This is a genomic window from Mycolicibacterium neoaurum, assembly GCF_036946495.1.
GTDB classification, from domain to species: Bacteria; Actinomycetota; Actinomycetes; order Mycobacteriales; family Mycobacteriaceae; genus Mycobacterium; species Mycobacterium neoaurum_B.
The window spans coordinates 480999-504536 of record NZ_JAQIIX010000002.1; the positions used below are offsets into that span (position 1 = coordinate 480999).

Genomic DNA, 23538 nt, shown 5'->3' on the forward strand with positions numbered 1-23538 from the left:
GGTCGCTGACCGGTATGACCGTGTTGCTGCGACTTGCCCTGCGCCGTGACCGAATTCGACTGGCGGTGTGGATCGTGCTGTTGACAGCATTGCCCGCGTACACCCCCGCCGCGCTGGCCATGACCTACCCTGGCCGGGAGCAACGGTGGGCCCGCATCGAGTTGATGCAGACCCCCGCCGGAATCATGCTCAGCGGTCCCATGTTCGGGACCGATCCCACCGCGCTGGGCACGATGATCGCCAACGAACTGATGCTCACCCTCATCGTCGCAGCCTCGATTCTGGCCATCCTGACCATGATCCGGCACACCCGCGCCGAGGAGGAGTACGGCGTTGCCGAACTGGTGCAGTCCTCGGTGGTGGGACGCCATGCCCGCACCGTCGCGGCGCTGCTGGTGGTCACCACCACCAATGCGGTGCTCGCGCTCACCATGACCGTGGCCTTGTCCCTCGGCGGGCTCGTCGTGATCGACAGCGCGGCCCTCAGCATCGGTATCGCCGCGACCGCCATGGTCTTCGGTGGCCTCGCCGCCCTCACCGCGCAACTGTGGCGGCAGTCGCGGACCGCCACCGGCGCCGCCATGGGCGGGCTGGCGGCCGCCGTCCTGATCCGCGGTGTCGGCGATGTCATCGACCATTCGGGGAGCGCCATAAGCTGGTTGTCACCCATCGCCTGGGCGCAGCAGATGAGGTCGTTCGTCGAATTGCGTTGGTGGCCTTTGGCGATGCTGATGGTGCTGGCCGCCGCGTTGTTCGCCGGGTCGCTGGCATGCGAGAGTCGCCGCGAGTACGACGCGGGGATCATCGCCTCGACCGATGAGCGCCCCGGCGCCGGGACCATCCCGAACCTGTTCGTGCTGCACCTCGTTCTGCACCGGGGTCAACTCATCGGTTGGGGTGTCGCCCTGTTCCTGGCCGGATTGACGTTCGGGTCGATGACCCGATCCCTGCTCGACGCGGCCGGGGAGAACGAACTACTGGCCCGGATGCTGGCCGACTCCGGCGCCGACGGTGCCTACACCACGATGACGCAATTCCTGGCCTCCGCCACAGGCGCTTTCGTGGTCGCCGCCGTGCTACGCATCTACACCGACGAACAACGCGGTCTGACCGAGCCGATCCTGGCGGCGGCGGTATCGCGGTGGGCCTTGCTGCTGAGCGCGGTGGCCGCCACGCTGGTCAGCACCACGGTTCTGCTGACCGCAGCCGGTCTGGGCAACGGTCTGGGCGCCGCCATCACCACCGGCGCACCTGCCGCAACGTGGCGACTGACCGGCGCCGCTCTGGCACAGCTGCCGGCGATGGCGGTGCTGGCCGGTATCGCCGCGCTTGCCACGGCACTGCGACGACCGCTGATCGGCTGGCTGGCAGTAGGTTTCGTGGTGTCGGCACTGTATCTGGGAGCATTGCTGCGGCTGCCCCGGTGGCTTGTCGAACTGTCACCCGTGAGCCAGACGACGGCACCCAGAGATATGCCCACCGTCACCCTTGCCGTCATGACAGTCGTGGCGGTGGGGTTCACCGCGGCCGCCGGATACCTCTATCGCCATAGGGACGTCTCATGAGATTCGCACTACAGACGGGTGCGGGCCTGCTGTTGTTCGTCGCCGTCCTGTTCTGGCCCGCAGGGACATTCGACTATTGGCAGGCGTGGGTGTTTCTCGCGGTGTTCGTGACCACGACCACGTTTCCGAGCATCTACCTAGCCGTGCGCTACCCGCAGGCGCTGGCGCGTCGCATGCAGGCCGGTCCGACCGCCGAAACCCGCCCGGCGCAACGGATCATCATGTCTCTCATACTGGTGCTGGTGACAGTGACGTTCGTACTGTCCGCGCTGGATCACCGCTTCGGTTGGTCCTCGGTATCGGTGTGGCTCGTCATCGGCGGCAACGTCCTGGTCGCGGTCGGGCTGGGCATCGCGCAACTGGTCGTCGTACAGAACAACTACGCCGCGGCGACCGTGCGGGTGGAGGCCGATCAGCCGCTGGTGTCGAGCGGGCTCTACGCCAGGGTGCGGCATCCGATGTACACCGGCGCCGCGATCATGATGATCGGCACGCCGCTTGCACTGGGCTCGCTGTGGGGTCTGCTGGGCGTCGCCACATCGGCACCGGTGATCGTCGCGCGCATCCGCGACGAGGAGCAGATGCTCACCACCGAGCTCGCCGGGTACCGCGAGTACATGGAAACAGTCCGTTTCAGGCTGATTCCGCACGTGTGGTGAGCGTCGATAGAGTTGCACCCATGGCAGACAGAGCATGCCCGGGCAGCGGCAAGAAGTGGACGGTCGACATCGCCGGTAAGCCGATCTGCCCGAAGTGCCGTCGCTCGCTGGCCACGGTGGCGGGCCGGGGCCGCAAGATCACGGACCTGCCACAGGTACCGCGGCACGACAAGCCCGCTCGCGCAGCCCAGACAGCAAACTAGTCACCGACGTACTAGTGATCGGTGGTGGCGAGCCGACACCCGTTGCGGCCGGCCGCCTTCGCCTCGTACATCGCCCGGTCGGCGGCAAGTAGGAGTTCCTCTGCGTCGTCCGCCGCCCCGCCGATGGCGATCCCCACGCTCAAACCCACGGCACCGGTCCAATCGCCGACCGTCAACGGGGTCGAAACAGTGTTGATGAGCCTGCGTCCCAATGCCATTGCGGATTCGGGTAGCGGTGCGTCACCCAGGATCACCACGAACTCGTCACCGCCCCGGCGCGCCACCGTATCGCCGGTCCGCACCCCTGCAACCAGCCGCTTCGCCACCGTGGTCAGGACGATATCGCCCGTGCTGTGTCCGAGTTGGTCGTTGACCTGCTTGAACCCGTCCAGATCGATGCACAGCAGCGCGAACGGCGTGGCCCGTGCGATGTGTTCGGCGAGACGTTGGTAGAGCAGCGCCCGGTTCGGTAGGCCGGTCAGCGGGTCATGGGAGGCGTTGTGCACCAATTGTTCTTCGAGCTCTTTGCGGCGCGACGTGTCGCGCACCGACACCACGTAACCGTCACGCTCACCGGTACCGGCGTCCCGGGTGACGCGGACGAATGCCTCGATCCACACCCAGCTGCCGTCCTTGTGCCGCATCCGGTGCTCGGTGGTGAAGCTGTCGATCTGGCCCTCTCGCATCGCCAGCATCTTTCGCCCGAAGGCGCCGACGTCATCTGGGTGGGTGATATCGCTGGCCCGCTCACCGACCAATTCGGCGGCCTCGTAGCCCAGCAGCGAGCGGATCGAGGGCGAGACGTAGCGGCGGATGCCGTCCATGCTGCCGCGGATGAGCGTGTCCGCCGAGTTCTCGGCAACCAACCGGTACAGGCCCGCGGCGGCCGTCAGCTGCAGGTGATGGGCTGCCAACGATCCGAACGCCTCGAGTTGGTCCCGCAGACCGGCGGTGATGGTGCGCGGCTGCGGGTCGGCGACCCAGAGTGCGCGCTGGGCGGTCGAATCGATGATCACCGGCACGGCGGCGACGAACCTGGCCTCGCCCAGTGCGCTCGGGACCGGGTATCCCTGACCCGACGCATCGTCGAGGAACACCGCGCTCGGTGGGATATCGGTCCGATCGCTGAGCACCATCGCCTGCCGGCAATTCAGTGCCGTCCGCACCGTTCGGCATAGCGTGTCGAGGAACGACGCGCCCCGGTCGGTCAGATCCACACACCCTTGCCGACGGCCACCACTCCGCCGGAGCTGATGGAGAAGCGCTCGCGGTCCTTGTCCAGGTCGACACCGACCATCTCGCCGGGACCGACGACGACGTTCTTGTCCAGGATCGCCCGCCGCACCACCGCGCCCCGACCGATCCGCACACCGGGCATCAGCACGCTGCCCTCGACGATCGCACCATCTTCGATGGCCACATTCGACGACAGCACCGAGTTGCGCACCGACGCCGCGGAAATGATGCTTCCGGCACCGACCACCGATTCCTGAGCGGAACCACCGTTGACGAATTTGGCGGGCGCCAGATTCTCCGACCCCCCGCGAATCGGCCAGCGCTTGTTGTACAGGTTGAACACCGGATGCACCGAGACCAGGTCCATATGGGCGTCGTAGAACGCGTCCAGGGTGCCGACGTCACGCCAGTAGCCGTGGTCGCGTTCGGTGGCGCCGGGCACCTCGTTGTCGTCGAAGTCGTAGACGCCGGCCATCCCGTCGGCCACCAGTCGCGGGATGATGTCCCCGCCCATGTCGTGGTCGGAATGGTCCTCGTCGGCATCGGCGCGGATCGCGTCGATGAGCACCTTGGTCGTGAAGATGTAATTGCCCATGGAGGCAAAGGTCTGCTCCGGGTCATCCGGGGTGCCCGGCGGGTCGGCAGGCTTCTCGACGAAGCTGCGGATGCGACCCGATTCGTCGGCGTCGATGCAGCCGAAGGCCGATGCCTCCGACCGAGGCACCCGGATACCGGCGACTGTCGCGCCGGCACCGCTCTCGATGTGATGCGCGAGCATCTGTTCGGGATCCATCCGGTAGACGTGGTCGGCACCGAAGATGACGATGTAGTCCGGGTCCTCGTCGTAGATCAGGTTCAACGACTGATAGATCGCGTCGGCCGATCCGGTGTACCACCGCGGCCCCAGCCGCTGTTGCGCCGGGACGGGGGTGATGTACTCACCGGCCAATCCGGACAGTCGCCAGTTCTGCGAGATGTGCCGGTCGAGCGAGTGCGATTTGTATTGCGTGAGTACACAGATGCGGAGGAACCGCGCGTTCACCAGGTTGGACAGCACGAAGTCGATCAACCGATATCCGCCGCCGAAAGGCACCGCGGGCTTCGCCCGGTCCGCCGTCAAAGGGTAAAGGCGCTTACCCTCCCCCCCAGCGAGGACGATGCCCAGCACATGTGGCGCTTCCCTCATGGTCCCAACCTATCGGGCTGGCCGCGGTGCGGCTAGCCAATCGCCCGAACAACACGCTGCATGTCAAGGTGTTTGGGGCCAACGGGACATCCACTCAATGTCCAGAAAGCGCACAGGGGTGCGCTGGTGCGCCCCTGCCCGTTACCGTGCACACCATGCGGGTGGCAATGATGTCTCGGGAGTATCCGCCGGAGATCTACGGTGGAGCCGGTGTGCATGTGACGGAGCTGGTCTCGCAGTTGCGCCGACTGTGCGAGGTGGACGTGCACTGTATGGGCGCTCCGCGCGATACCGCGATCGTCGCCCAACCGGACCCCGCACTGCAGTCAGCCAATCCCGCGCTGTCCACGCTGTCGGCGGATCTGGTGATGGCCAACGCTGCCGCGTCTGCGACGGTGGCGCATTCGCACACCTGGTACACCGGCATGGCCGGGCACCTCGCGGCCCTGCTGCACGGTATTCCGCATGTGCTGACCGCCCATTCGCTGGAACCGATGCGGCCGTGGAAGGCCGAGCAGCTCGGTGGCGGATACCGGGTGTCCTCCTGGGTGGAGCGCACCGCTGTCGAGGCGGCCGACGCGGTGATCGCCGTGAGCTCCGGGATGCGCGACGACGTCCTGTCCACCTATCCGGCGTTGGACCCGGATCGGGTGCACGTGGTGCGCAACGGGATCGATACGGCGGTCTGGTACCCGGCCGCGCCCGAACCTGGCGCCTCGGTGCTCGCCGAGCTCGGTGTCGACCCGTCCCGCCCGATAGTGGCCTTCGTCGGGCGCATCACCAGGCAGAAGGGCGTGGCCCACCTGGTCGCCGCCGCCCACAAGTTCGATCCCGCCATCCAGCTGGTGCTGTGCGCGGGGGCGCCGGATACCCCCGAGATCGCCGCCGAAGTCAGCGCGGCGGTGCAGGAACTGGGCGCCGCACGATCCGGTGTGTTCTGGGTTCGCGAGATGCTTCCTGTACCCAAGATCCGCGAAATTCTCTCGGCATCAGCCGTTTTCGTCTGCCCGTCGGTCTACGAGCCGCTGGGTATCGTCAACCTGGAGGCGATGGCCTGTGGGACCGCCGTCGTCGCGTCCGATGTCGGCGGTATCCCCGAGGTCGTCGCCGACAAGAGCACCGGGCTGCTGGTCCACTACGACGCCGCGGACGCCCGTGGCTTCGAGGACGGCTTGGCCCGCGCGGTCAACGCCCTCGTCGCCGATCCCGAGCGCGCCCGCGGCTACGGTGCGGTCGGTCGACAGCGGTGCATCGAGGAATTCTCCTGGGCACAGATCGCCGAGCAGACGCTTCGCATCTACCAGGCTGTATCGCGCTGACCGCCGGCCAGCGCGATACCGAAGGCGTTGCCTAGCTGGTGACGCCCTTGAGCTCGTCGCCGAGGGCGGCCGCCTCGTCGGGGGTCAGCTCTACGACGAGCCGTCCACCGCCTTCCAGTGGTACCCGCATCACGATGCCGCGCCCCTCCTTGGTCGCTTCCAATGGACCGTCTCCAGTCCGGGGCTTCATCGCCGCCATCGTGTGCTCCCTCCGCGTGAGCCGGTCCGCCATGGAACGGACCCGATCAAGACCGGCGTGTGCCGGCACAGAATTGCCAGTGAACTCATCCTATTGTTCCCTATCGCGACGGCGCGGTGTGAAAAGACCCGGCAAAACTGACGGAACGTGACCGGATCGAGGCGAGCTATCCCACACTCTGCACCCAGCACGTCGCAATATGGTCGTCGACCATCCCGGTCGCCTGCATCAGCGCATAGGCCGTCGTCGGTCCGACGAAGCGAAAGCCGCGGCGCTTGAGTTCCTTGGCCATCGCGGTCGACTCCGCGGTGACCGCGGGGACGTCGGCCATCTCCTTCGGACGCGGCCGCCGATCCGGCGCGAAGGACCACAGCAAATCCGAGAAGTCGACGTCGAGATCGCCGATGACACGCGCATTGTTGATGGTGGCCTCGATCTTCGCGCGGTTGCGCACGATCTCGACATCGTCCATCAGGCGCGCGATATCGGCATCGGTGAATCGCGCTACCTGCTCTGGGTCGAACCCGGCGAAGGCGCGGCGGAACCCGTCGCGCTTGCGCAGGATGGTCAACCACGACAGCCCGCTCTGGAACGCCTCGAGGCTGACGCGCTCGAACAGGGCACGCTCACCGCGCAACGGCACCCCCCACTCGGTGTCGTGGTACTCCCGGTAGAGCACCCCATTCGGTGTCGAATCCGTTGGTACCCAGCCACACCGGATCCGCGTGTCCACCTCGGCGGCGGTCACGGGTGCTCGCTTCTGGCGTGGGCGGCCTCATGCTCGGCCGGGAACGCATTCGGGTCCTCGATGCCGTGGGCGGCCCGCAATGCCGCCAACTCCCCACGCACCGAGTCGAGTTCGGCCCCGAGCCGGTCCAACACCCAGTCGACCTCGCTGGTCTTGTAGCCGCGCAGGGCCTGGGTGAACTTCACCGCGTCGACATCGGCGCCGGTGACCCCCGAGGCCGGCAGAACCGTCGCCGTCGTGGCCTTCGGCAGCGGGGGCAACTGCTCGCCGCGGCCGAACAGCACACTGCCGATGGCAAACAACACCGCGCCGACCAGGATCAGCACCACCAGGTACATCAATATCAGCGTCACGATATCGATACTGCCCTACCGGTGTGACAAGCCCGTTCGACGACTACGGGCGCAGCGTGTTCATCGGAGGTCGGTCCGCCAGCGACACCGTCGACGTGCGGGGCGTGTAGTCGTCACCGTCGGCGAAGAACTGCGTCAGCCCCATCCCGGAGTCCGCGATGCCGCACCGATCGAGCAGCGTGGCGATCACCTGCCGGCTCATGCTGGCCAATTCGGTCAGCGGGCGGTTGCGGTGGGTCCGCACCCCCAGGTTGACCTGCGCGATACCGTCCAGCCCGTACCGGTTGTAGGTGTCGACCAACAGGCCGATCTCCACGCCATAGGCGGGTGCGAACGGCACCGAGGTCAGCAGCTCACGGGTGCCTGCGTACTCGCCGCCCAGCGGCTGCAGCAGACAGGTGAGCTCGGGGCGCAGCGCGGCCAGCAACGGCCGTGCGACCAGTTCGGTGACTCGGCCGCCACCATTGGCGTCCTCGCTGCCGCTGACCTTGAGCGGACGCCGGTAGAAACCCTTCACCAGGTGCACGCCGTCGACCGTCAGCAGCGGACCCAACAGCTTCGGGACGAACATCGGGTCGGGATCGATCAGATCGGAGTCGACGAAGACCACGAGGTCGCCGGTGGTGGCGGCCAGTGAGCGCCACAGCACCTCACCCTTACCGGACCGCGGTGCGAGCTCGGGCAGGGCGACCTCACGGCTGATCACCTGGGCACCCGCGGCGACCGCGCGGATCTCGGTGTCGTCGGTGGAACCGGAGTCCAGCACGATCAGTTCGTCGACCAGGTTGCCCAGCAGCGGGGTGATGGTCTCGACCACCGACGCGACGGTCTCCTCCTCGTTGAGCGCTGGGAGGACCACCGAGACGGTGCGACCCCGTTTGGCCTCGATGAGTTCCTCGACCGTCCACGAAGGACGGCCGAAGCTGTGGTCCGCGAACCACGGGTGTCCCACCACCGCATCAGTCTTGTCGATATCGGTCAGTTCTGGTGTCAGCTCGGATATCAGAGTCATGCGCGATCCGCCTTCGGCTGCTCGCTGAGCGTCATGTGCAATCTCGCGTTCGGCTGCTCGCTGTATGTCATGCCAGTCCCCTCACCGTGCGCGTCGGCGGACGCGATCCCTGTATCGACGCGACCATTTCCAGCACGCGCCGAGTGGGGCCGACCTCATGCACCCGGAACATGGCGGCCCCGTCGGCGGCGGCCAAAGCCGTCGCCGCCAGCGTGCCCTCCAGGCGTTCGGTCAGTCCCACACCCAGAGTCTCCCCGACAAAATCCTTGTTACTCAGGGCCATCAGGACCGGCCATCCCGTGTTTACAAGATCTTTTACGTGGCGCAACAAACTAAGACCGTGATGAGTGTTTTTCCCGAAATCATGGGTCGGATCGATCACGATCCGATCCCTGGCGACGCCGATTGCCTGTGCCCGTTCGGCCGCGGCGGTCACCTCGGAGATGACCTCGTCGACCACGCCCCGCTCGGTGATGCCGTAGTGGACCCGGAACGGCCGGGTGCGGGGAACCGCGCCGCCGGTATGTGAGCAGACCAGTCCGGCGCCGAACTCCGCGGCGACCTCGGGAAGCCCCGGATCGGCTCCGGCCCAGGTGTCGTTGATCAGGTCGGCACCCGCCGCACAGGCCTGTTTGGCCACCGCAGCACGCCAGGTGTCGACGCTGATCAGCTGATCGGGGTAGGCACCGCGCAGCCATTCGATGAACGGCACGACCCTGGCGATCTCCTCGTCGGCATCGACGGTCTGACCGGGCCCGGCCTTCACTCCGCCGATATCGATGATGTCGGCGCCGTCGGCGATCTTGCGGTGGGTGGCCTCCTTGGCCGCATCATCGGAGAACGTGGCCCCGCGGTCGTAGAAGGAGTCGGGTGTGCGGTTGACGATCGCCATGATCAGGGCCCGGTCACCGGCGACCGGGCGGCCGAGGAAGGTCCGCTGCACACGTCCAGGCTAGCCGTGCCGCGTGACTGTCCCCGGCCTACGCGGAATCACCGAGGCCGATTCACCTACTTGGGGCGCTTGCCTTCGACGACCTCGTCGACGTACTCGGGGTAGAACGGCACGTAACCATCGTCCTTGCCGGCCAGCACGTACAACGGGTCCTCGACGTCCTCGCCGTAGCCCTGTTTACGTAGCTCGACCTTCTGGCTCTTGAACGTCGAGGTGTGGGCCAACTCGTCGACGATCCGGACGAACAACGGCACCGCATACCCGGGCAGGTGCGCGTAGACCGATTTGGCCAGTGCCGCACCGTCGAACTCCTGGCCGTCCTTGAGCTGCAGCGCCACCATCCCCGCGCGCCCGCCGGCTCCGGGTACCTCGACGCCGAACACGGTCGCCTCCTCGACCTGGCTGTCGGCCGAGATCGCGGCCTCTACCTCGGTGGTGGCGACGTTCTCGCCCTTCCAGCGGAAGGTGTCTCCGAGCCGGTCGGCGAAGGCGGCGTGGCCGAAGCCCTGCGCACGCATCAGGTCGCCGGTGTTGAACCACACGTCGCCGTCCTTGAAGGCGTCGCGGACCAACTTCTTCTCCGAAGCGGACTTGTCGGTGTAGCCGTCGAACGGCTGAAAACTGCTGACCTTGGACAACAGCAGGCCCGGCTGGCCACGCTTGACCTTGCGCAGCCGCCCGTCGGGACCCCTGGCCGGTTCGCCGGAGTCCAGGTCGTATTCGACATAGGCCACCGGGCTCGGGCAGATGCCGGTGGACTTGGACACGTTGAAGACGTTGACGAAGGCGGTGTTGCCCTCGCTGGCCGCGTAGAACTCGCAGACCCGCGGAATACCGAACCGCTCGACGAACTGGTCCCAGATCGCCGGCCGCAGGCCGTTGCCGACGATGACGCGCACCTTGTGTGCCCGGTCGGTGGGTTTGGGCGGCTGGTTGAGCAGATACCCGCAGATCTCCCCGATGTAGACGAACGCGGTGGCATCGAACCGGATGACGTCATCCCAGAAACGTGATGCCGAGAACGACTTGCCAAGGGCCAGTGCGGCTCCCGCGTTCAGCACCGAACCGACCGACACCGTCAGCGCATTGTTGTGATAGAGCGGCAGGCAGCAGTACAGAGTGTCGCTGCTGTTGAGCCGCAGTCCCAGTCCACCGAAACCGGCCAGCGCGCGCAGCCATCGGTAATGCGTCATGACGCTGGCCTTGGGCATACCGGTCGTTCCGGAGGTGAAGATATAGAACGCTTTGTCACCGGCCAGCACCGCGGCAGTCGTCGCCGGATTGGTGATGGGCGCAGTGGTCGCGGCCTGGCGCATCTCCTCCACGGTCGTCAGACCGGTTGTCTGAACCCCGCTTTCGGTGATCGGCTCGATGAGGTCGGACTCGGCGATGATCGCCTTGGCGTCCAGTAGGCCGATGCTGTGCGCCAACACATTGCCGCGCTGGTGGTAGTTCAGCATGCCTGCGGTGGCACCGCATTTGACCGTTGCCAGCATCAGCAACACCGAGTCGGGCGAGTTGCGCAGCATGATGCCGACCACGTCGCCGTGTCCGACACCCTTGGCCGCCAGGACCGCCGCATATCGGTTGACCGTCTCGTTGGCCTTGCGATAGGTGATCTGCTGGTCGTCGAATTTGATGAACACCCTGTCGCCGTACTGGGCGGCGCGCTCCTGGAACACCTTGCCGATGGAGGTCTTGGCCGAGGGCCGGGCACTCATGCCGGTCAGTACGCCGCGGATGATGGCCGGGGCATCGCGGAGAAAGCCGGGAAGTTTGGTGGCGATTTCCAGCAGTCCCACGCTGGTGCGCGTCGTGTCGTCACTCATGACCACACCTTAGTGATTCGGGCGACATGCGCTGAGAGCCGTCTCAACATCGGCGGTGACCACCAATCGGTCCAGTGCACCTTCGCTGACGTAACCGGTCGCCACCAGCCCACGCAACCAGGTCAGCAAACCGTCGTAGTGACCGAACGGGTCGAGCATGATGATGGGCTTGTCGTGCATGCCCAGGTAGCCGGCCGTCCACGCCTCGAAGAACTCCTCGAGGGTGCCGATCCCGCCGGGCAGCGCGATGAAGGCGTCGGCGCGCTCCTCCATGACCTGCTTGCGTTCCCGCATGGTGTCCGTCACCACCAACTCGTCGGCGTCGACGTCGGCGAGTTCGCGGTGCACGAGTGCCTTGGGGATGACACCGATGGTGGCTCCGTTGTGTTGGCGAGCACCGTCGGCGACGGCGCCCATGGCCGAGACGTTGCCGCCACCGGAAACCAGGGTCCAGCCCCGGTCGGCGATGGACCGTCCGACCTCGCCGGCGAGTTTGAGCAGTTCGGGATGGGTGGGGCCGGATGCGCAGTACACGCAGACGGCCCAGGGTCGGGTTTCGGGCACGGGTAGAAGGTACCGACGGTTTCGCCCAGGTTCCATCCAGATTCGACCTAGACTGCCGCTGTGCCGGATCTGGTCGATGCTGCCGCCGCGGCGCTCGCCCGTGGCGACCTGGCCGCCGCGGAGGAACAGGCGCGCAGCGCCCTGGCCGACGGTGCGTCGCTGCCCGCCCTGTTGACCTTGGCTCAGGCGCTGGCCTGGCAGGGCCGGGGCACCGACGCCGACGCGGTCCTGGCGCAGGTGGATCCCGCCGGTCTTGCCGATGATGAGCTCATCGCCTGGGCCCTGCCGCGGGCGGCCAATCAGTTCTGGATGCTCGATCAGCCAGAACGAGCAACGGCATTCTTACGGGCGATCCGCGGCCGGCTCGCCTCGGCGGTGACGATCGACGCATTGCTGTGTACGTTCGCGATGAACGCCGGGAGCCCACAGCGCGCGTTGGAGATCGCCGAGTCGGTACTGTCCTGCGACCACGCCGAGGACCGTGCGATCGGCTGGGCCGCGGCGGCCGCCGGGCTGTCCGCGGCCAGGATGGGCCGCTTCGATCGGGTCGACGGATTGGCGACCAGGGCTGGTGCCGCCGGACACCCCGGCGTGCTGCGCTTCACCTCGGCCTACGGCCGGATCACTGCACGGCTGATGACCGGCGATATCGGTGCGGCCGACGCAGTGGCCGATGAGTTGGTCTGCGATACCGGCCCATCGCGGGCGATCGGGCTGGTGTTGCGCGCCGATATCGCGATGGCCCGCGGGGCACTCGACGAGGCGGTCGAGGCCTTGCGAGAGGCGGCGCCGGCACTGTCGACGACCGGGTACTCGTGGGGACCGCTGGCGTGGATGTTGTTGGCGCAGGCCCACGCTCAGCAGGGGCGGCCCGTCGATGCGGCGAAGGCGCTGTCGCGGGCCGAGTCCCGGCACGGTTTGAAGTCGATGTTGTTCGCTCCGGAGTTGGCGCTGGCCAATGCCTGGACCGCAGCGGCCCGGCGGGACCAGCAGGGCGCGGTGCGGGCCGCCCGCGACGGGGCGCGCGCAGCGCTGCGAGGCGGGCAGCGGGCGGTCGCATTACGGGCACTGCACGATGCGGTCCGCCTCGGCGACACCCGCGCCGCGGAAGCGATCGCCGGCGCGTCCTGTGAGTGTGTGTTCGGCCGGCTGACCGCCGAGCATGCCCGCGCGCTGTCGATGGGTGATATCGCCGGACTCGAATCGGTGGCTGCACGGTGGGCCGGGCTGGGCTGGGGTGCGGCGGCCCGCGACGCGGCACGGCAGGCTGGTTCGAGCTGAGCAGATTCGTGCAGCTCACCGCCGTGGTGCCGCCATAGAATGATGGCGATATCGAACGGGGGCCGCGCATGACCGATCAGTTTTCTGTCCAGACCGACGGGGTGCGTAACTATGCGCAGACCCATTCGGACGTCAACTCCGGGCTGGTCGGACTGCCCGCGCTCGATGGCACCGGGGTGAACAACAGCCACGGCGCCATCGCCGCATCGGTCAGCACCGCGCTCGGGTCGGCGTTGACCGGGCGTGGCGGCGCGATGGGCGCCACCTCCACCTCGGCATCGACCATCTCGGATCTGTTGCAGCAGGCGGCCAGGGCCTACGCCGGCGGTGACGAGGAGGGCGGCCGCCGGCTGCGGGCCGCAGCCGACGCATTGGACGGCCGCCAGCCCGGTGCCGCCGGGGCGGGTGCCGCCGGTGCGGCGGGTGCCGGTGGGGCCGACGCGATGGGCCAGATGGGGCAGATCATGGGTCAGGTCGGCCAACAGGTCGGCCAGCTCGCCCAGTCCGTCACGGCACCGTTGCAGGGCCTGGCCCAAGGACTGCAACAGGTTCCGCAGCAGATCATGCAGGGTGTCCAGCAGGCCGTCCAGGCGGCCGGCGGTGCGGGTGCTGCCTCGGGTGCTGCCGGTGGCGCGGGCGTGAAACTACCCTCCGGCGACGAATTAAAGGACGCGGAAAAGGCGGTTTCGGAAAACGCCGAGAAAACCGGAGCCGAACCCACCGAACGCCGTGAGACCGGCGAGCGCAGCGACGACACGGAAGCTCGTGGCGGACAGGACGGTTTCGGGCGGGCGCCGGTCGAGGCCCCCGCCCCTGCGCAGCCGGCGCCGACGCGGCCGCAGGTGGACTAGGCCGTCAGCACCCCGTCGGCCAGCCGCAACTGCCGCTGGATGCCGATGGCGTCCAGGAAGCTGGGGTCGTGGCTCACCACGACGAAGGCGCCGCGGTAGGCGTTCAGGGCTGACTCCAGTTGCGCGATGCTGGCCAGATCGAGATTGTTCGTCGGCTCGTCGAGCAGCAACAGCTGGGGTGCTCGCTCGGCGAACAGCACACATGCCAGCGTCGCCCGCAACCGCTCGCCGCCGGACAGCGCGGCGATCGGCAGGTCGATGCGGTCACCACGGAACAGGAACTGCGCCAACAGGTGCCGACGCCGAGTGATCGACAGACCGGGCGCGGATACCGCCAGACTGTCGGCCACCGTGGCCCGCTCGTCGAGGAGGTCCAGACGCTGGGACAGGTAGGCGATCCGCCCGTCGCCACGCTGCACGACGCCGCCACCGGGTTCGAGATCACCGGCGATGATGCGCAGCAACGTCGACTTTCCGGCTCCGTTCCCACCGGTCAGTGCGATGCGCTCCGGTCCACGGATGTCCAGATCGACATCCGCGAAAGCCGGTGAGGACAAGCCGGTTCCGTGGAACAGCACCCGGCCGGCAGGTACCTCGGTGTCGGGCAGGTCGAGGGCGACCACGTCCACCTCGCGCAGCGCCCGTTCGGCGTCCTCCAGGCGGTCACGAGCGTCACCGACACGTCGCGCGTGCACGTCATCGGCCTTGGCCGCGGACTGTTGGGCATCCCGTTTCAACTTGCCCGCAACGATTTTCGGAAGGCCGGCATCCTTGAGATTGCGCTTGGCGGTGGACGCCCGCTTGTCGGCGCGTTCCCTGGCCTGCTGCATCTGCTGCTTATGCCGTTTGAGTTCCTGCTCGGCATTGCGGATGTTGTTCTCGGCCAATTCCTGTGCCGACTGCACCGCGGCCTGGTAGTCGGTGAACCCGCCACCGAAGTGCGACACCTCACCGTCGCGCAGTTCGGCGATACCGTCCATCCGGTCGAGGAGCACCCGGTCGTGACTCACCACGAGCAGGCATCCACCGAAATCGTCGAGAGCCGCGTAGAGACGTTGCCGCGCATCGATATCCAGATTGTTGGTGGGTTCGTCGAGCAGCAGCACATCGGGGTGACGCAGTAGCTGCGCGGTCAGCCCGAGTGAGACCACCTGCCCACCGGAGAGCGTGGACAGCGGCCGGTCCAGCTTTAGGTCCGCAAGACCCAGCCGGTCGAGTTGGGCGCGCGACCGTTCGGCGATATCCCAGTCGTCACCGATCGCGGCGAACACCTGCTCGCTCGCATCACCCGCGGCCAGCGCATCCAGCGCCGTCAGCGCCGCGGTGATGCCGAGGACGTCGGACACCGTGTGCCGGGCCAGGAACGGCAGATTCTGCGGCAGGTAGCCGAGGTCCCCGTGGACCGTGAGGCTGCCGGCGGTCGGCGTCAGTTCACCGGCGATGAGCCGCAGCAGGGTGGTCTTTCCCGCGCCGTTGGGCGCCACCAGGCCGGTCCGGCCCCGGCCGAACGAACAGGACAACTCGTCGAACACGATGGTGTCATCGGGCCAACCAAACGAAAGATGGGACAGCACAACAGACATGCGGGAACTCCACGGAGAGAAAGGATGGTGGACGACAGCAGAAATCTCGGGGACTTACCCGGAGATGTCGTCGATTCCCAGCACGAAGACCATGCTACCCATCGGGTCAAGCGGTTAAATACGCCCGCAACGTCTCGGTGGTCGCGGTGATCGCGGTGATGTCGACATGCTCGTCGACCTTGTGCGCCAGGTTCGGGTCGCCCGGCCCGTAGTTCACCGCGGCGATGCCCAGCGCGGCGAAGCGGGACACATCGGTCCAGCCGTACTTGGCGCGCACCTGTCCCCCGGCCGCGGCGACCAGCGCCGCCGCAGCGGGATTTGCCAGCCCGGGCAGCGCGCCTGCGGCCGCGTCGGTGGTCTCGCAGGTCACGTCGAGGCCCGCGAGCACCTCGTGCACGTGCGCCACCGCCTGCTCGACGCTGCGGTCGGGAGCGAAGCGGAAGTTGATGGTCACCGAGGCGGTGTCGGGGATGACATTGCCGGCGATGCCACCGTCGATGCGCACCGCCGATAATCCCTCGCGGTACACGCAACCGTCGATGTCCACGCTGCGGGCCTGATACCGGGACAGCCTGTCGAGCACGGCGCCGAGTTTGTGGATGGCGTTGTCGCCCAGCCATGATCGTGCCGAGTGCGCGCGGGTGCCGGTGGCCGTCGCCACCACGCGGATGGTTCCCTGGCAGCCCGCTTCGATGAAACCGCCGGAGGGCTCGCCGAGGATCGCGACATCGGCGGCCAGCCATTCGGGCAGCTCGCGCTCGATGCGGCCCAGTCCGTTGGCGCTCGACTCGATCTCCTCGCAGTCGTACATGACCAGGGTCAGATCATGGGCGGGCTCGGCGATCGTCGCGGCGAGGTGCAGGAACACCGCGTCCCCGGATTTCATGTCCGAGGTGCCGCAGCCGTACATCAGGTCACCATCGCGACGGCTTGGCACGTTCTCGGCGGCGGGCACGGTGTCGGTGTGCCCGGCCAGCAGCACCCGGGAGCTGCGGCCCAGGTTGGTGCGGGCCAGCACCGCGTTCCCGGAGCGGATGACCTCGAAGTGCGGGGCCTGCGCCCGGAGCGCGGCTTCGATCTCGTCGGCGATGCGCAGCTCGTGGCGTGACTCACTGGGGATGTCCACCAGGGCAGCGGTCAGTGCGATCGGGTCGGCGCGCAGGTCTAGCCCCATGAGCATTGAGGCTAGTCCAGTAACGTAGGGCGACGTGACTGCCGCATCTGGCGTCGGCCTGGCCACCATCGCCGCCGACGGAACCGTACTGGACACCTGGTTTCCCGCCCCCGAGCTGACAGGCGACGGAAGCGCCGGCACGGTGCGCCTGTCGGTGGCCGAGTTGCCCGAGTCCCTCGGCGCGCTGACCGGCCCGGATGCCGATCGCGATGTCGAGGTCGTGGCGGTGCGCACCAGCATCGCCGATCTGGACGACAAGCCCGTCGACACCTATGACGCCTATCTGCGACTGCACCTGCTCAGCCACCGGCTGACCAAGCCGCACGAGGCCAACCTCGACGGCATCTTCGGACTGCTGGCCAATGTGGTGTGGACCAACTTCGGCCCGGCCGCGGTCGAGGGCTTCGAATTGGTGCGCGCCAAGCTCCGCAGCCGCGGCGCGGTTGCCGTCTACGGGGTCGACAAGTTCCCGCGGATGGTCGACTACGTGCTGCCCGCCGGGGTGCGCATCGCCGACGCCGACCGCGTCCGCCTGGGTGCACACCTGGCCCCCGGGACCACCGTGATGCACGAGGGCTTCGTCAACTTCAACGCAGGCACGCTGGGCAACTCGATGGTCGAGGGACGTATCTCCGCCGGTGTGGTCGTCGACGATGGTTCCGATATCGGCGGCGGCGCCTCGATCATGGGCACGCTGTCCGGTGGCGGCAAAGAGGTCATCTCGATCGGCAAGCGCTGCCTGCTGGGCGCCAACGCCGGGGTGGGCATCTCGCTGGGCGACGATTGCGTCGTCGAGGCCGGACTCTATGTCACCGGCGGCACCAAGGTCACCACCGGCGACGGCCAGACCATCAAGGCTAAGGAGCTGTCCGGGTCGAATAACCTGCTGTTCCGCCGCAACTCGGTGTCCGGCGCGGTGGAGGTCGTCAAGCGCGACGGCACCGGCATCACGCTCAACGAGGCGCTGCACGCCAACTAGTTAGTCCCGCGAGCAGACGTAAAACTGTCGATTTCGCTCTGAAATCTGCAGTTTTACGTCTGCTCGCCGGGGATCAGAGGATGCAGAACTCGTTGCCCTCCGGGTCGGCCAGCACGACCCAGCTCTGCTCGCCCTGACCGATGTCGACATGGGTGGCACCCAGCGCGAGCACTCGAGCCACCTCGGCCGCCTGATCGTCGGGCCGGAAGTCCAGGTGGATGCGGTTCTTGACCACCTTGTCGTCGTCGACCGCCAGGAACAGCCACTTCGGGCCCTGACCGGGTGGCGGGGTCAGCACCACATCACCGTCGGCATCGGTGTGCGCGGGCCAGTCCAGCACCCGCGCCCACCACCGGCCGAGCGCCTCAGGGTCATGGGCGTCGATGCAGATCTCGTCAAAGGTCAAAGACATGGGTCGACTCCCGCGTTCGCTCCGGTCCTCGCTCGTCCCTCGCTGCGATCCTCACTCACGCCCGTCTCCCACGACACCGGTCGACTCCCCCGTTCGCTCCGGTCCTCGCTCGTCCCTCGCTGCGATCCTCACTCACGCCCGTCTCCCACGACACCGGTCGACTCCCCCGTTCGCTCCGGTCCTCGCTCGTCCCTCGCTGCGATCCTCACTCACGCCCGTCTCCCACGACACCGGTCGACTCCCCCGTCACTTCGCCAGCTCCTTCTTGAGCACCTTGCCCATCGCATTGCGCGGCAAGCTGTCGACGATGCGTACCTCACGCGGCCGCTTGTGTACCGAAAGCTGTTCGGCCACAAAGTTGATCACTCCCTGCGGCTCGACATCACCGACGACGAACGCGACGATGCGCTGTCCCAGATCGGCATCGGGAACCCCGACGACCGCCACCTCGTCGATCCCGGGATACCCGAGCAGGACGGTCTCGATCTCACCGGCGCCGATCCGATATCCACCGGACTTGATCAGATCCACCGACTCGCGGCCGACGATCCGATGCATCCCGTCGGGATCGATCACCGCGACATCGCCGGTGCGGAACCAGCCCTCGGGATCGAAGGCCTCGGCGGTGGCATCCGCGCGGTTGAGGTAGCCCGTGAACACGGTGGGGCCCTTGAGCTGCAGGTGCCCGATCGTCGCACCGTCATGCGGCACCAGCGCGCCGTCCTCGTCGACCAGGCGGGTCTGTACCCCGTGCAGCGGCAGTCCGACCCACCCGGGCCGTCGCTCACCGTCGGCCCTGGTGCTCAGCGTGATCAAGGACTCGGTGCTGCCATATCGCTCGACGGGCGCATGCCCGGTCAGCCGGACCAACTCCTCGAACACCGGCACCGGTAAGGCCGCGCTACCCGACACCAGCAGCCGCGCACCCGCCAGCGCACGCGCGGCCTGTTCGTCGGCGGCGATCCGCGACCACACCGTGGGCACCCCGAAGTACAGCGAACCGCGCGCCTCGGCGTAACCGGTCGGTGACGGTTTTCCGGTGTGCACGAAGCGGTTTCCGATCCGCAGCGAACCCAGCAGACCCAACACCAGACCGTGGACGTGAAAAAGCGGCAGCCCGTGCACCAGGGTGTCCTCGGCCGTCCACTGCCAGGCATCGGCGAGTCCGTCGATATCGGCGGCGATGGCCTGCCTGCTGATCTTCACACCCTTGGGCAACCCGGTGGTGCCCGAGGTGTACATGATGATCGCCGTCGATTGCGGCGCCGGCTCGGCGTAGCGGTGCCAGGATCTGGCGTGCATGCGCACCGGAATATGAGGCAGGCCTCCGGTTTCGGCGGGTAGTTCGCCGAGCCAGGCCTGCGCCCCCGAGTCGTTCAGCAGATGCGCGCGTTCGGTGGCACCGACGTCGGGCGGCACGGGGACGAACGGCACCCCGGCGATCAGACAGCCGATGACCGCCAGCACCGTGGTGGCCGTCGGGGTGGCCAGGATGGCCACCCGCTGCGCCCGCGCCACCCGTTCCGCGACCGAGGTGCCGGCCCCCACCAGGTCGCTGCGGCTCAGGCTCACACCATCGATGCGCACGACGTCGGCCAGGTCGTGCCCGGCGGCCACCGCGGCCGGGTCCAGCGAGGTCAGCAACACCCCTGTGAGGTTACTCTTGGGCATGGCCCGCATCGAACGGATGTCCAGTCGTGAGGTATACCGCAACAACTGGATGACGGTGCGCGAGGATGCCATCCGCAGACCCGACGGCAGCGAGGGTATCTACGGCGTCATCGACAAGCCCACCTATGCGCTCGTGATCGCTCGCGACGCGGACCGGTTCCACCTGGTGGAGCAGTATCGCTATCCGATCGGGTTGCGGCGCTGGGAATTCCCCCAGGGCACCGCACCCGATCTGGCCGACCTGGAACCCGAGGTACTCGCCGCCCGCGAGTTACGGGAGGAGACCGGGTTGCGGGCCGAATCCCTGCTGCGACTGGGGATGCTGGACGTGGCCCCCGGCATGAGCAGCCAACGCGGCTGGGTGTTCCTGGCCACCGGATTGCACGAGGGTGCGCACGAGCGTGAGCACGAGGAGCAGGACATGCGCAGCGAGTGGTTCACGGCCGCGCAGATCGAGCAGATGATCCGCGAGGGCGCGATCACCGACGCGCAGACCATCGCCGCGTGGGCCATGGTCCTGCTGTCCGAACGGAATTGACACCGGAATTGCGTCACAATGTGGTCTCTAATTGACGCAGCGGATATGACGATCCGCATTTTTGTCAGAACCCGCAGTTACGGTTGGGGAGAGCTGATTCCACGACTGAAACGGGAAAGGGATGTTGGTCCGTCGACTGTGCGCCGTGCTTGCCGCCCTCCTGGTGGCCGGCCTCATTCCCGCACCCTCGGCCGGCGCGGCCGCCCAGTGGTGGAACGGTCGCTATCAGGTCGTCAGTTACGCCTCGCAGAAGAACGGCACCAGCGTCGCGGCACGCCAGCCCGAGGGTGACCTGACGGCGCTCTACACCTTCGCCACCGCTTGCGGAACCGCTTGTGTGGCGACCGTCGTGGACGGGCCTGCACCGTCGAATCCCACCATCCCGCAACCGCAGCGCTACACCTGGAGCGCAGGCAAGTGGACCTTCAGCTACAACTGGCAGTGGGAGTGCTTCCGCGGTGAGGGGCTGCCGCGGGTGTACAGCCCCGCGCAGTCGTGGGTCACCTACACACCGCAGCCCGACGGTTCGTTGCAGGGCAGTTGGTACACCGACATCCTGAGCGGGCCGTGCCGCGGAAACGTGCTGATCCCGGCCGCCGCCTTCCCTGCTCCCTGACGCCCCTGGCGATCAGTCCCGCAATGCGCGCAGGAAGAACATGAGGTTGGCGGGCCGTTCGGCCAGACGGCGCACGAAGTAGCCGTACCACTGTGAGCCGAAGGGCACGTACACCCGAACGCGCGCGCCGGCATCGGCGAGCCGCCGCTGCTCGTCATCGCGTATTCCATAGAGCATCTGGTACTCGAAGTCACCGTTGCCACGGCCGCATTCGCCGGCCAGACCGGGCACCCGCTCGATGATCGCCGGGTCGTGCGAGGCGACCATCGGATAGCCGCGGCCGTCCATGAGGAGGCGCAGGCACCGTAGATAGGCGTCGGTCACCTCCTCGGCGTCACGGTGGGCCACCGAGGCCGGTTCGTCATAGGCGCCCTTACACAACCGGATCCGGGTATCGGCCAGTTCGGCGCAGTCGGCCGGGGTGCGTTTCAGATACGCCTGCAGGACGGTCCCCACCCATTCGAAGTCGACCCGCAGGTCCCGGACGACTGACAGGGTCGAGTCGGTGGTGGTGTGATCCTCGGCGTCGACTGTCACCCAGACCCCGACAGTGGCAGCCCGCTCGCAGATTATGCGGGCGTTCTCCAACGCGACCTTCTCACCGTCGCGAGCGAGGGCCTGGCCGAGGGCGGACAGTTTGAGAGATACCTCCAGCGGCCTTATCGCAGAGGCATTCTCGGTGCGGTCGCGTAGCGCATCCAGCAGATCGAGATAGGCCCGCACCGTGGCCTGGGCGGTTGCCATATCGGTGACGTCCTCGCCGAGATGGTCGATGGACACCATCCGTCCGGAATCCCGAAGGTCGGCAACCGACACCATGGCGTCGTGCACGGTATCGCCCGGCACGAATCGATGCACCACCTCCCGGGTGATCGGCAGTCGCTGCGCGGTGCGGCGCAGTCCGTCGCGTCGTGCGGCGGCCAGGATCGCCGGGCGGGCCACGCGGGTGAACACGCTCATCACCGAGCTCCCATGTGTGGATACTCATGCCGAGTGGGTGGCACGAACGTCTCCTTGATCGATCTCGGGGACGTCCAGCGCTGCAGATTGAGCGGGGATCCCGCCTTGTCGTTGGTGCCCGAGGCACGTGCACCGCCGAACGGTTGCTGCCCCACCACCGCGCCGGTGGGCTTGTCGTTGACGTAGAAGTTCCCCGCCGTGTACCGCAGGCGATCCTGGGCGGTGACGATCGCAGCGCGGTCATCGGCGATCACTGCACCGGTCAGCGCGTACGGTGCGGTCTCGTCCACGACTGTCAGGATGCGGTCGAACTCGTCGTCGGGGTACACGTGCACGGCCAGGATCGGCCCGAAATACTCCGTGGAGAACGACTCGTCGCGTGGGTCGTCGGCCAGCAGAACCGTCGGCCGGACGAAATACCCTTCGCTGTCGTCACATTCGCCGCCGACAGCGATGGTCAGTCCGGGGGTGCTCTTGGCCCGTTGCAGCGCGCGGGCATTCTTGGCGTAGGCTCGGGCATCGATCACCGCGCCGCCGTAGTTGCTCAGATCGGCGACATCGCCGTAGCTCAGGGCTTCGGTGGCCGAGAGCAGGTCATCGCCCATCTGCTGCCAGACCGACCGCGGCACATAGGCCCGTGATGCCGCCGAGCATTTCTGGCCCTGATAATCGAAGGCGCCGCGGATGAGCGCGGTGCGCAGCACATCCGGCCGAGCGCTGGGGTGGGCCAGCACGAAGTCCTTGCCGCCGGTCTCACCGACCAGCCGCGGATAGCTGCGGTAACGCTCGACGTGGGTACCGACCTCTCGCCACAGGTGCCGAAAGGTCGCCGTAGATCCGGTGAAGTGGATGCCCGCCAGGCGTGGATCGGCCAGCGCCACCTCCGATACGGCCTGTCCGTCGCCGGTGAGAAGGTTGATCACACCGGGCGGCAGTCCCGCCGCCTCCAACAGTTGCATGGTCAGGTACGCCGAGAATGTCTGGGTGGGTGCGGGTTTCCAGATGACAGTGTTGCCCATCAGGGCCGGCGCGGTGGGTAGGTTGGCCGCGATGGCGGTGAAGTTGAACGGGGTGATCGCGTAGACGAACCCCTCCAGCGGCCGGTGGTCGGTGCGGTTCCACACCCCCGGACCACTGACGGGTTGCTGGGCCAGGATCTCCCGCGCGAACGCGACGTTGAACCGCCAGAAGTCGACGAGTTCGCAGGGCGCGTCGATCTCGGCCTGATACGCCGTCTTGGACTGGCCCAGCATGGTGGCCGCCGCGATCTTCTCCCGCCACGGCCCGGCCAGCAGGTCAGCCGCCCGCAGGAACACCGCCGCCCGCTCATCGAAGGGCAGCTGCGCCCACTGCGCCTTGGCATCTTCGGCTGCCTCGATGGCGGCCCGCGCCTCGGCATGCCCGGCGTTGGTCAGGGTCCCCAACCGCGCGCGATGCCGGTGTGGCTGCACCACATCGATGGACTCGCCACCGCCCATCCGATGGACACCCGCGATCACGTGAGGTAGGTCGATTGCGTTGCCGGACAGTTCGTTCAGCGCGTCGGTCAGCCTGGCACGTTCGGGTGAACCGGGCGCATACCCGTGCACGGGTTCGTTGGTGGGTGCGGGCACCTGCGCGATGCCGGTGATGGCGTTCATGGTTGTCA

General features: G+C 67.4%; 24 protein-coding genes. 9 read left to right on the forward strand and 15 right to left on the reverse strand.

Annotated elements, in window-relative coordinates; all coding sequences use genetic code 11:
* Positions 1-14 precede the first annotated feature (14 nt).
* Genes PGN27_RS07680 through PGN27_RS07690 form a run of 3 tightly spaced genes read left to right on the forward strand, consistent with a single transcriptional unit; the run spans position 15 to position 2427 of the window.
* A complete protein-coding gene (locus PGN27_RS07680; RefSeq protein ID WP_335328662.1) occupies positions 15-1565 on the forward strand; it encodes an ABC transporter permease in 1551 nt (516 codons plus the stop codon).
* On the forward strand, positions 1562-2224 hold the full coding sequence (locus PGN27_RS07685) for a methyltransferase family protein (RefSeq protein WP_335325616.1): 663 nt from the start codon (positions 1562-1564) through the stop codon (positions 2222-2224). Before PGN27_RS07680 ends, PGN27_RS07685 begins: the two co-directional genes overlap by 4 nt.
* Positions 2225-2244: 20 nt before the next feature.
* A complete protein-coding gene (locus PGN27_RS07690; RefSeq protein ID WP_335325617.1) occupies positions 2245-2427 on the forward strand; it encodes a hypothetical protein in 183 nt (60 codons plus the stop codon).
* Between the two features lie 11 nt (positions 2428-2438).
* Here the strand turns inward: PGN27_RS07690 and PGN27_RS07695 are convergent, their stop codons facing one another.
* Both PGN27_RS07695 and glgC read right to left on the reverse strand, forming a co-directional pair.
* Positions 2439-3644, reverse strand: a complete 1206-nt coding sequence (locus PGN27_RS07695; RefSeq protein WP_335325618.1) for a diguanylate cyclase domain-containing protein — start codon at positions 3642-3644, stop codon at positions 2439-2441.
* Positions 3635-4849 (reverse strand): glucose-1-phosphate adenylyltransferase, encoded by a 1215-nt coding sequence (glgC, locus tag PGN27_RS07700; RefSeq protein WP_335325619.1) that lies wholly within the window; start codon positions 4847-4849, stop codon positions 3635-3637. The genes PGN27_RS07695 and glgC overlap by 10 nt, the downstream gene beginning before the upstream one ends.
* Positions 4850-5004: 155 nt before the next feature.
* Here glgC and glgA point away from each other — a divergent pair, with 155 nt between their 5' ends.
* Entirely contained in the window at positions 5005-6168 is a 1164-nt protein-coding gene (gene glgA, locus PGN27_RS07705) for a glycogen synthase (RefSeq protein WP_335325620.1), read from the forward strand.
* Between the two features lie 31 nt (positions 6169-6199).
* Here glgA and PGN27_RS07710 read toward each other — a convergent pair whose 3' ends face one another.
* The 7 genes from PGN27_RS07710 to PGN27_RS07740 all read right to left on the reverse strand — a co-directional run bounded on the left by PGN27_RS07710 (position 6200) and on the right by PGN27_RS07740 (position 11861).
* Positions 6200-6367 (reverse strand): DUF3117 domain-containing protein, encoded by a 168-nt coding sequence (locus PGN27_RS07710; RefSeq protein WP_003406247.1) that lies wholly within the window; start codon positions 6365-6367, stop codon positions 6200-6202.
* A 166-nt stretch (positions 6368-6533) separates the two neighbouring features.
* Entirely contained in the window at positions 6534-7115 is a 582-nt protein-coding gene (locus PGN27_RS07715) for a DNA-3-methyladenine glycosylase I (RefSeq protein ID WP_418888567.1), read from the reverse strand.
* Entirely contained in the window at positions 7112-7468 is a 357-nt protein-coding gene (locus tag PGN27_RS07720) for a DivIVA domain-containing protein (protein WP_335325626.1), read from the reverse strand. Before PGN27_RS07720 ends, PGN27_RS07715 begins: the two co-directional genes overlap by 4 nt.
* A 43-nt stretch (positions 7469-7511) precedes the next feature.
* Entirely contained in the window at positions 7512-8420 is a 909-nt protein-coding gene (locus PGN27_RS07725; RefSeq protein WP_335328664.1) for a glucosyl-3-phosphoglycerate synthase, read from the reverse strand.
* 127 nt (positions 8421-8547) lie between these two features.
* Positions 8548-9423, reverse strand: a complete 876-nt coding sequence (gene folP / locus PGN27_RS07730; protein ID WP_335325627.1) for a dihydropteroate synthase — start codon at positions 9421-9423, stop codon at positions 8548-8550.
* Positions 9424-9488: 65 nt separating this feature from the next.
* Positions 9489-11261, reverse strand: coding sequence for a long-chain-acyl-CoA synthetase FadD6 (gene fadD6, locus PGN27_RS07735; protein WP_335325628.1), 1773 nt, complete (start codon positions 11259-11261; stop codon positions 9489-9491).
* A 9-nt stretch (positions 11262-11270) separates the two neighbouring features.
* The gene (locus tag PGN27_RS07740) at positions 11271-11861 is read right to left on the reverse strand and encodes a cytokinin riboside 5'-monophosphate phosphoribohydrolase (protein ID WP_472850850.1); all 591 of its coding nucleotides are present in this window, start codon (positions 11859-11861) and stop codon (positions 11271-11273) included.
* Positions 11862-11885: 24 nt separating this feature from the next.
* Here PGN27_RS07740 and PGN27_RS07745 point away from each other — a divergent pair, with 24 nt between their 5' ends.
* Together PGN27_RS07745 and PGN27_RS07750 are read left to right on the forward strand one after the other, a co-directional pair.
* Positions 11886-13106: a tetratricopeptide repeat protein gene (locus tag PGN27_RS07745; protein WP_335325630.1), complete on the forward strand. Its 1221-nt coding sequence runs from the start codon at positions 11886-11888 to the stop codon at positions 13104-13106.
* 68 nt (positions 13107-13174) lie between these two features.
* The gene (locus tag PGN27_RS07750; RefSeq protein WP_335325631.1) at positions 13175-13957 is read left to right on the forward strand and encodes a type VII secretion target; all 783 of its coding nucleotides are present in this window, start codon (positions 13175-13177) and stop codon (positions 13955-13957) included.
* Here PGN27_RS07750 and PGN27_RS07755 read toward each other — a convergent pair.
* Both PGN27_RS07755 and dapE read right to left on the reverse strand, forming a co-directional pair.
* On the reverse strand, positions 13954-15540 hold the full coding sequence (locus tag PGN27_RS07755) for an ABC-F family ATP-binding cassette domain-containing protein (protein ID WP_335325632.1): 1587 nt from the start codon (positions 15538-15540) through the stop codon (positions 13954-13956). The genes PGN27_RS07750 and PGN27_RS07755 overlap by 4 nt on opposite strands.
* A 106-nt stretch (positions 15541-15646) precedes the next feature.
* A complete protein-coding gene (gene dapE / locus PGN27_RS07760) occupies positions 15647-16714 on the reverse strand; it encodes a succinyl-diaminopimelate desuccinylase (RefSeq protein WP_335325633.1) in 1068 nt (355 codons plus the stop codon).
* Between the two features lie 34 nt (positions 16715-16748).
* Between dapE and dapD the strand changes: the two genes are divergently transcribed.
* Positions 16749-17693 (forward strand): 2,3,4,5-tetrahydropyridine-2,6-dicarboxylate N-succinyltransferase, encoded by a 945-nt coding sequence (gene dapD / locus PGN27_RS07765; protein WP_335325634.1) that lies wholly within the window; start codon positions 16749-16751, stop codon positions 17691-17693.
* A gap of 73 nt (positions 17694-17766) precedes the next feature.
* On the opposite strand, the gene PGN27_RS07770 is transcribed toward dapD, so the two are convergent.
* Both PGN27_RS07770 and PGN27_RS07775 read right to left on the reverse strand, forming a co-directional pair.
* Positions 17767-18105, reverse strand: a complete 339-nt coding sequence (locus PGN27_RS07770; RefSeq protein WP_335325635.1) for a VOC family protein — start codon at positions 18103-18105, stop codon at positions 17767-17769.
* Between the two features lie 246 nt (positions 18106-18351).
* Positions 18352-19752, reverse strand: coding sequence for an acyl-CoA synthetase (locus PGN27_RS07775; RefSeq protein WP_335328665.1), 1401 nt, complete (start codon positions 19750-19752; stop codon positions 18352-18354).
* A 22-nt stretch (positions 19753-19774) separates the two neighbouring features.
* Here PGN27_RS07775 and PGN27_RS07780 point away from each other — a divergent pair, with 22 nt between their 5' ends.
* Together PGN27_RS07780 and PGN27_RS07785 are read left to right on the forward strand one after the other, a co-directional pair.
* Positions 19775-20314, forward strand: a complete 540-nt coding sequence (locus tag PGN27_RS07780; RefSeq protein ID WP_335325636.1) for an NUDIX domain-containing protein — start codon at positions 19775-19777, stop codon at positions 20312-20314.
* Positions 20315-20435: 121 nt separating this feature from the next.
* Positions 20436-20930, forward strand: a complete 495-nt coding sequence (locus PGN27_RS07785) for an Rv2253 family sensor-like surface protein (protein WP_335325637.1) — start codon at positions 20436-20438, stop codon at positions 20928-20930.
* Positions 20931-20942: 12 nt separating this feature from the next.
* On the opposite strand, the gene PGN27_RS07790 is transcribed toward PGN27_RS07785, so the two are convergent.
* Positions 20943-21890 (reverse strand): proline dehydrogenase family protein, encoded by a 948-nt coding sequence (locus tag PGN27_RS07790; protein WP_335325638.1) that lies wholly within the window; start codon positions 21888-21890, stop codon positions 20943-20945.
* Positions 21890-23530 carry an L-glutamate gamma-semialdehyde dehydrogenase gene (pruA, locus tag PGN27_RS07795; RefSeq protein WP_335325639.1) on the reverse strand — a complete coding sequence of 547 codons (1641 nt, stop codon included), beginning with the start codon at positions 23528-23530 and terminating at the stop codon, positions 21890-21892. Before pruA ends, PGN27_RS07790 begins: the two co-directional genes overlap by 1 nt.
* Positions 23531-23538: the final 8 nt, after the last annotated feature.

Coding starts and splice junctions, on each gene's coding strand:
- PGN27_RS07680 (WP_335328662.1), top strand. CDS start 15: ATGACCGTGTTGCTGCGACTTGCCCTGCGCCGTGACCGAATTCGACTG.
- PGN27_RS07685 (WP_335325616.1), top strand. CDS start 1,562: ATGAGATTCGCACTACAGACGGGTGCGGGCCTGCTGTTGTTCGTCGCC.
- PGN27_RS07690 (WP_335325617.1), top strand. CDS start 2,245: ATGGCAGACAGAGCATGCCCGGGCAGCGGCAAGAAGTGGACGGTCGAC.
- glgC (WP_335325619.1), bottom strand. CDS start 4,849: ATGAGGGAAGCGCCACATGTGCTGGGCATCGTCCTCGCTGGGGGGGAG.
- glgA (WP_335325620.1), top strand. CDS start 5,005: ATGCGGGTGGCAATGATGTCTCGGGAGTATCCGCCGGAGATCTACGGT.
- PGN27_RS07710 (WP_003406247.1), bottom strand. CDS start 6,367: ATGGCGGCGATGAAGCCCCGGACTGGAGACGGTCCATTGGAAGCGACC.
- fadD6 (WP_335325628.1), bottom strand. CDS start 11,261: ATGAGTGACGACACGACGCGCACCAGCGTGGGACTGCTGGAAATCGCC.
- PGN27_RS07740 (WP_472850850.1), bottom strand. CDS start 11,861: ATGGAACCTGGGCGAAACCGTCGGTACCTTCTACCCGTGCCCGAAACC.
- PGN27_RS07750 (WP_335325631.1), top strand. CDS start 13,175: ATGACCGATCAGTTTTCTGTCCAGACCGACGGGGTGCGTAACTATGCG.
- PGN27_RS07755 (WP_335325632.1), bottom strand. CDS start 15,540: ATGTCTGTTGTGCTGTCCCATCTTTCGTTTGGTTGGCCCGATGACACC.
- dapE (WP_335325633.1), bottom strand. CDS start 16,714: ATGGGGCTAGACCTGCGCGCCGACCCGATCGCACTGACCGCTGCCCTG.
- PGN27_RS07770 (WP_335325635.1), bottom strand. CDS start 18,105: ATGTCTTTGACCTTTGACGAGATCTGCATCGACGCCCATGACCCTGAG.
- PGN27_RS07780 (WP_335325636.1), top strand. CDS start 19,775: ATGGCCCGCATCGAACGGATGTCCAGTCGTGAGGTATACCGCAACAAC.
- PGN27_RS07785 (WP_335325637.1), top strand. CDS start 20,436: ATGTTGGTCCGTCGACTGTGCGCCGTGCTTGCCGCCCTCCTGGTGGCC.
- PGN27_RS07790 (WP_335325638.1), bottom strand. CDS start 21,890: ATGAGCGTGTTCACCCGCGTGGCCCGCCCGGCGATCCTGGCCGCCGCA.
- pruA (WP_335325639.1), bottom strand. CDS start 23,530: ATGAACGCCATCACCGGCATCGCGCAGGTGCCCGCACCCACCAACGAA.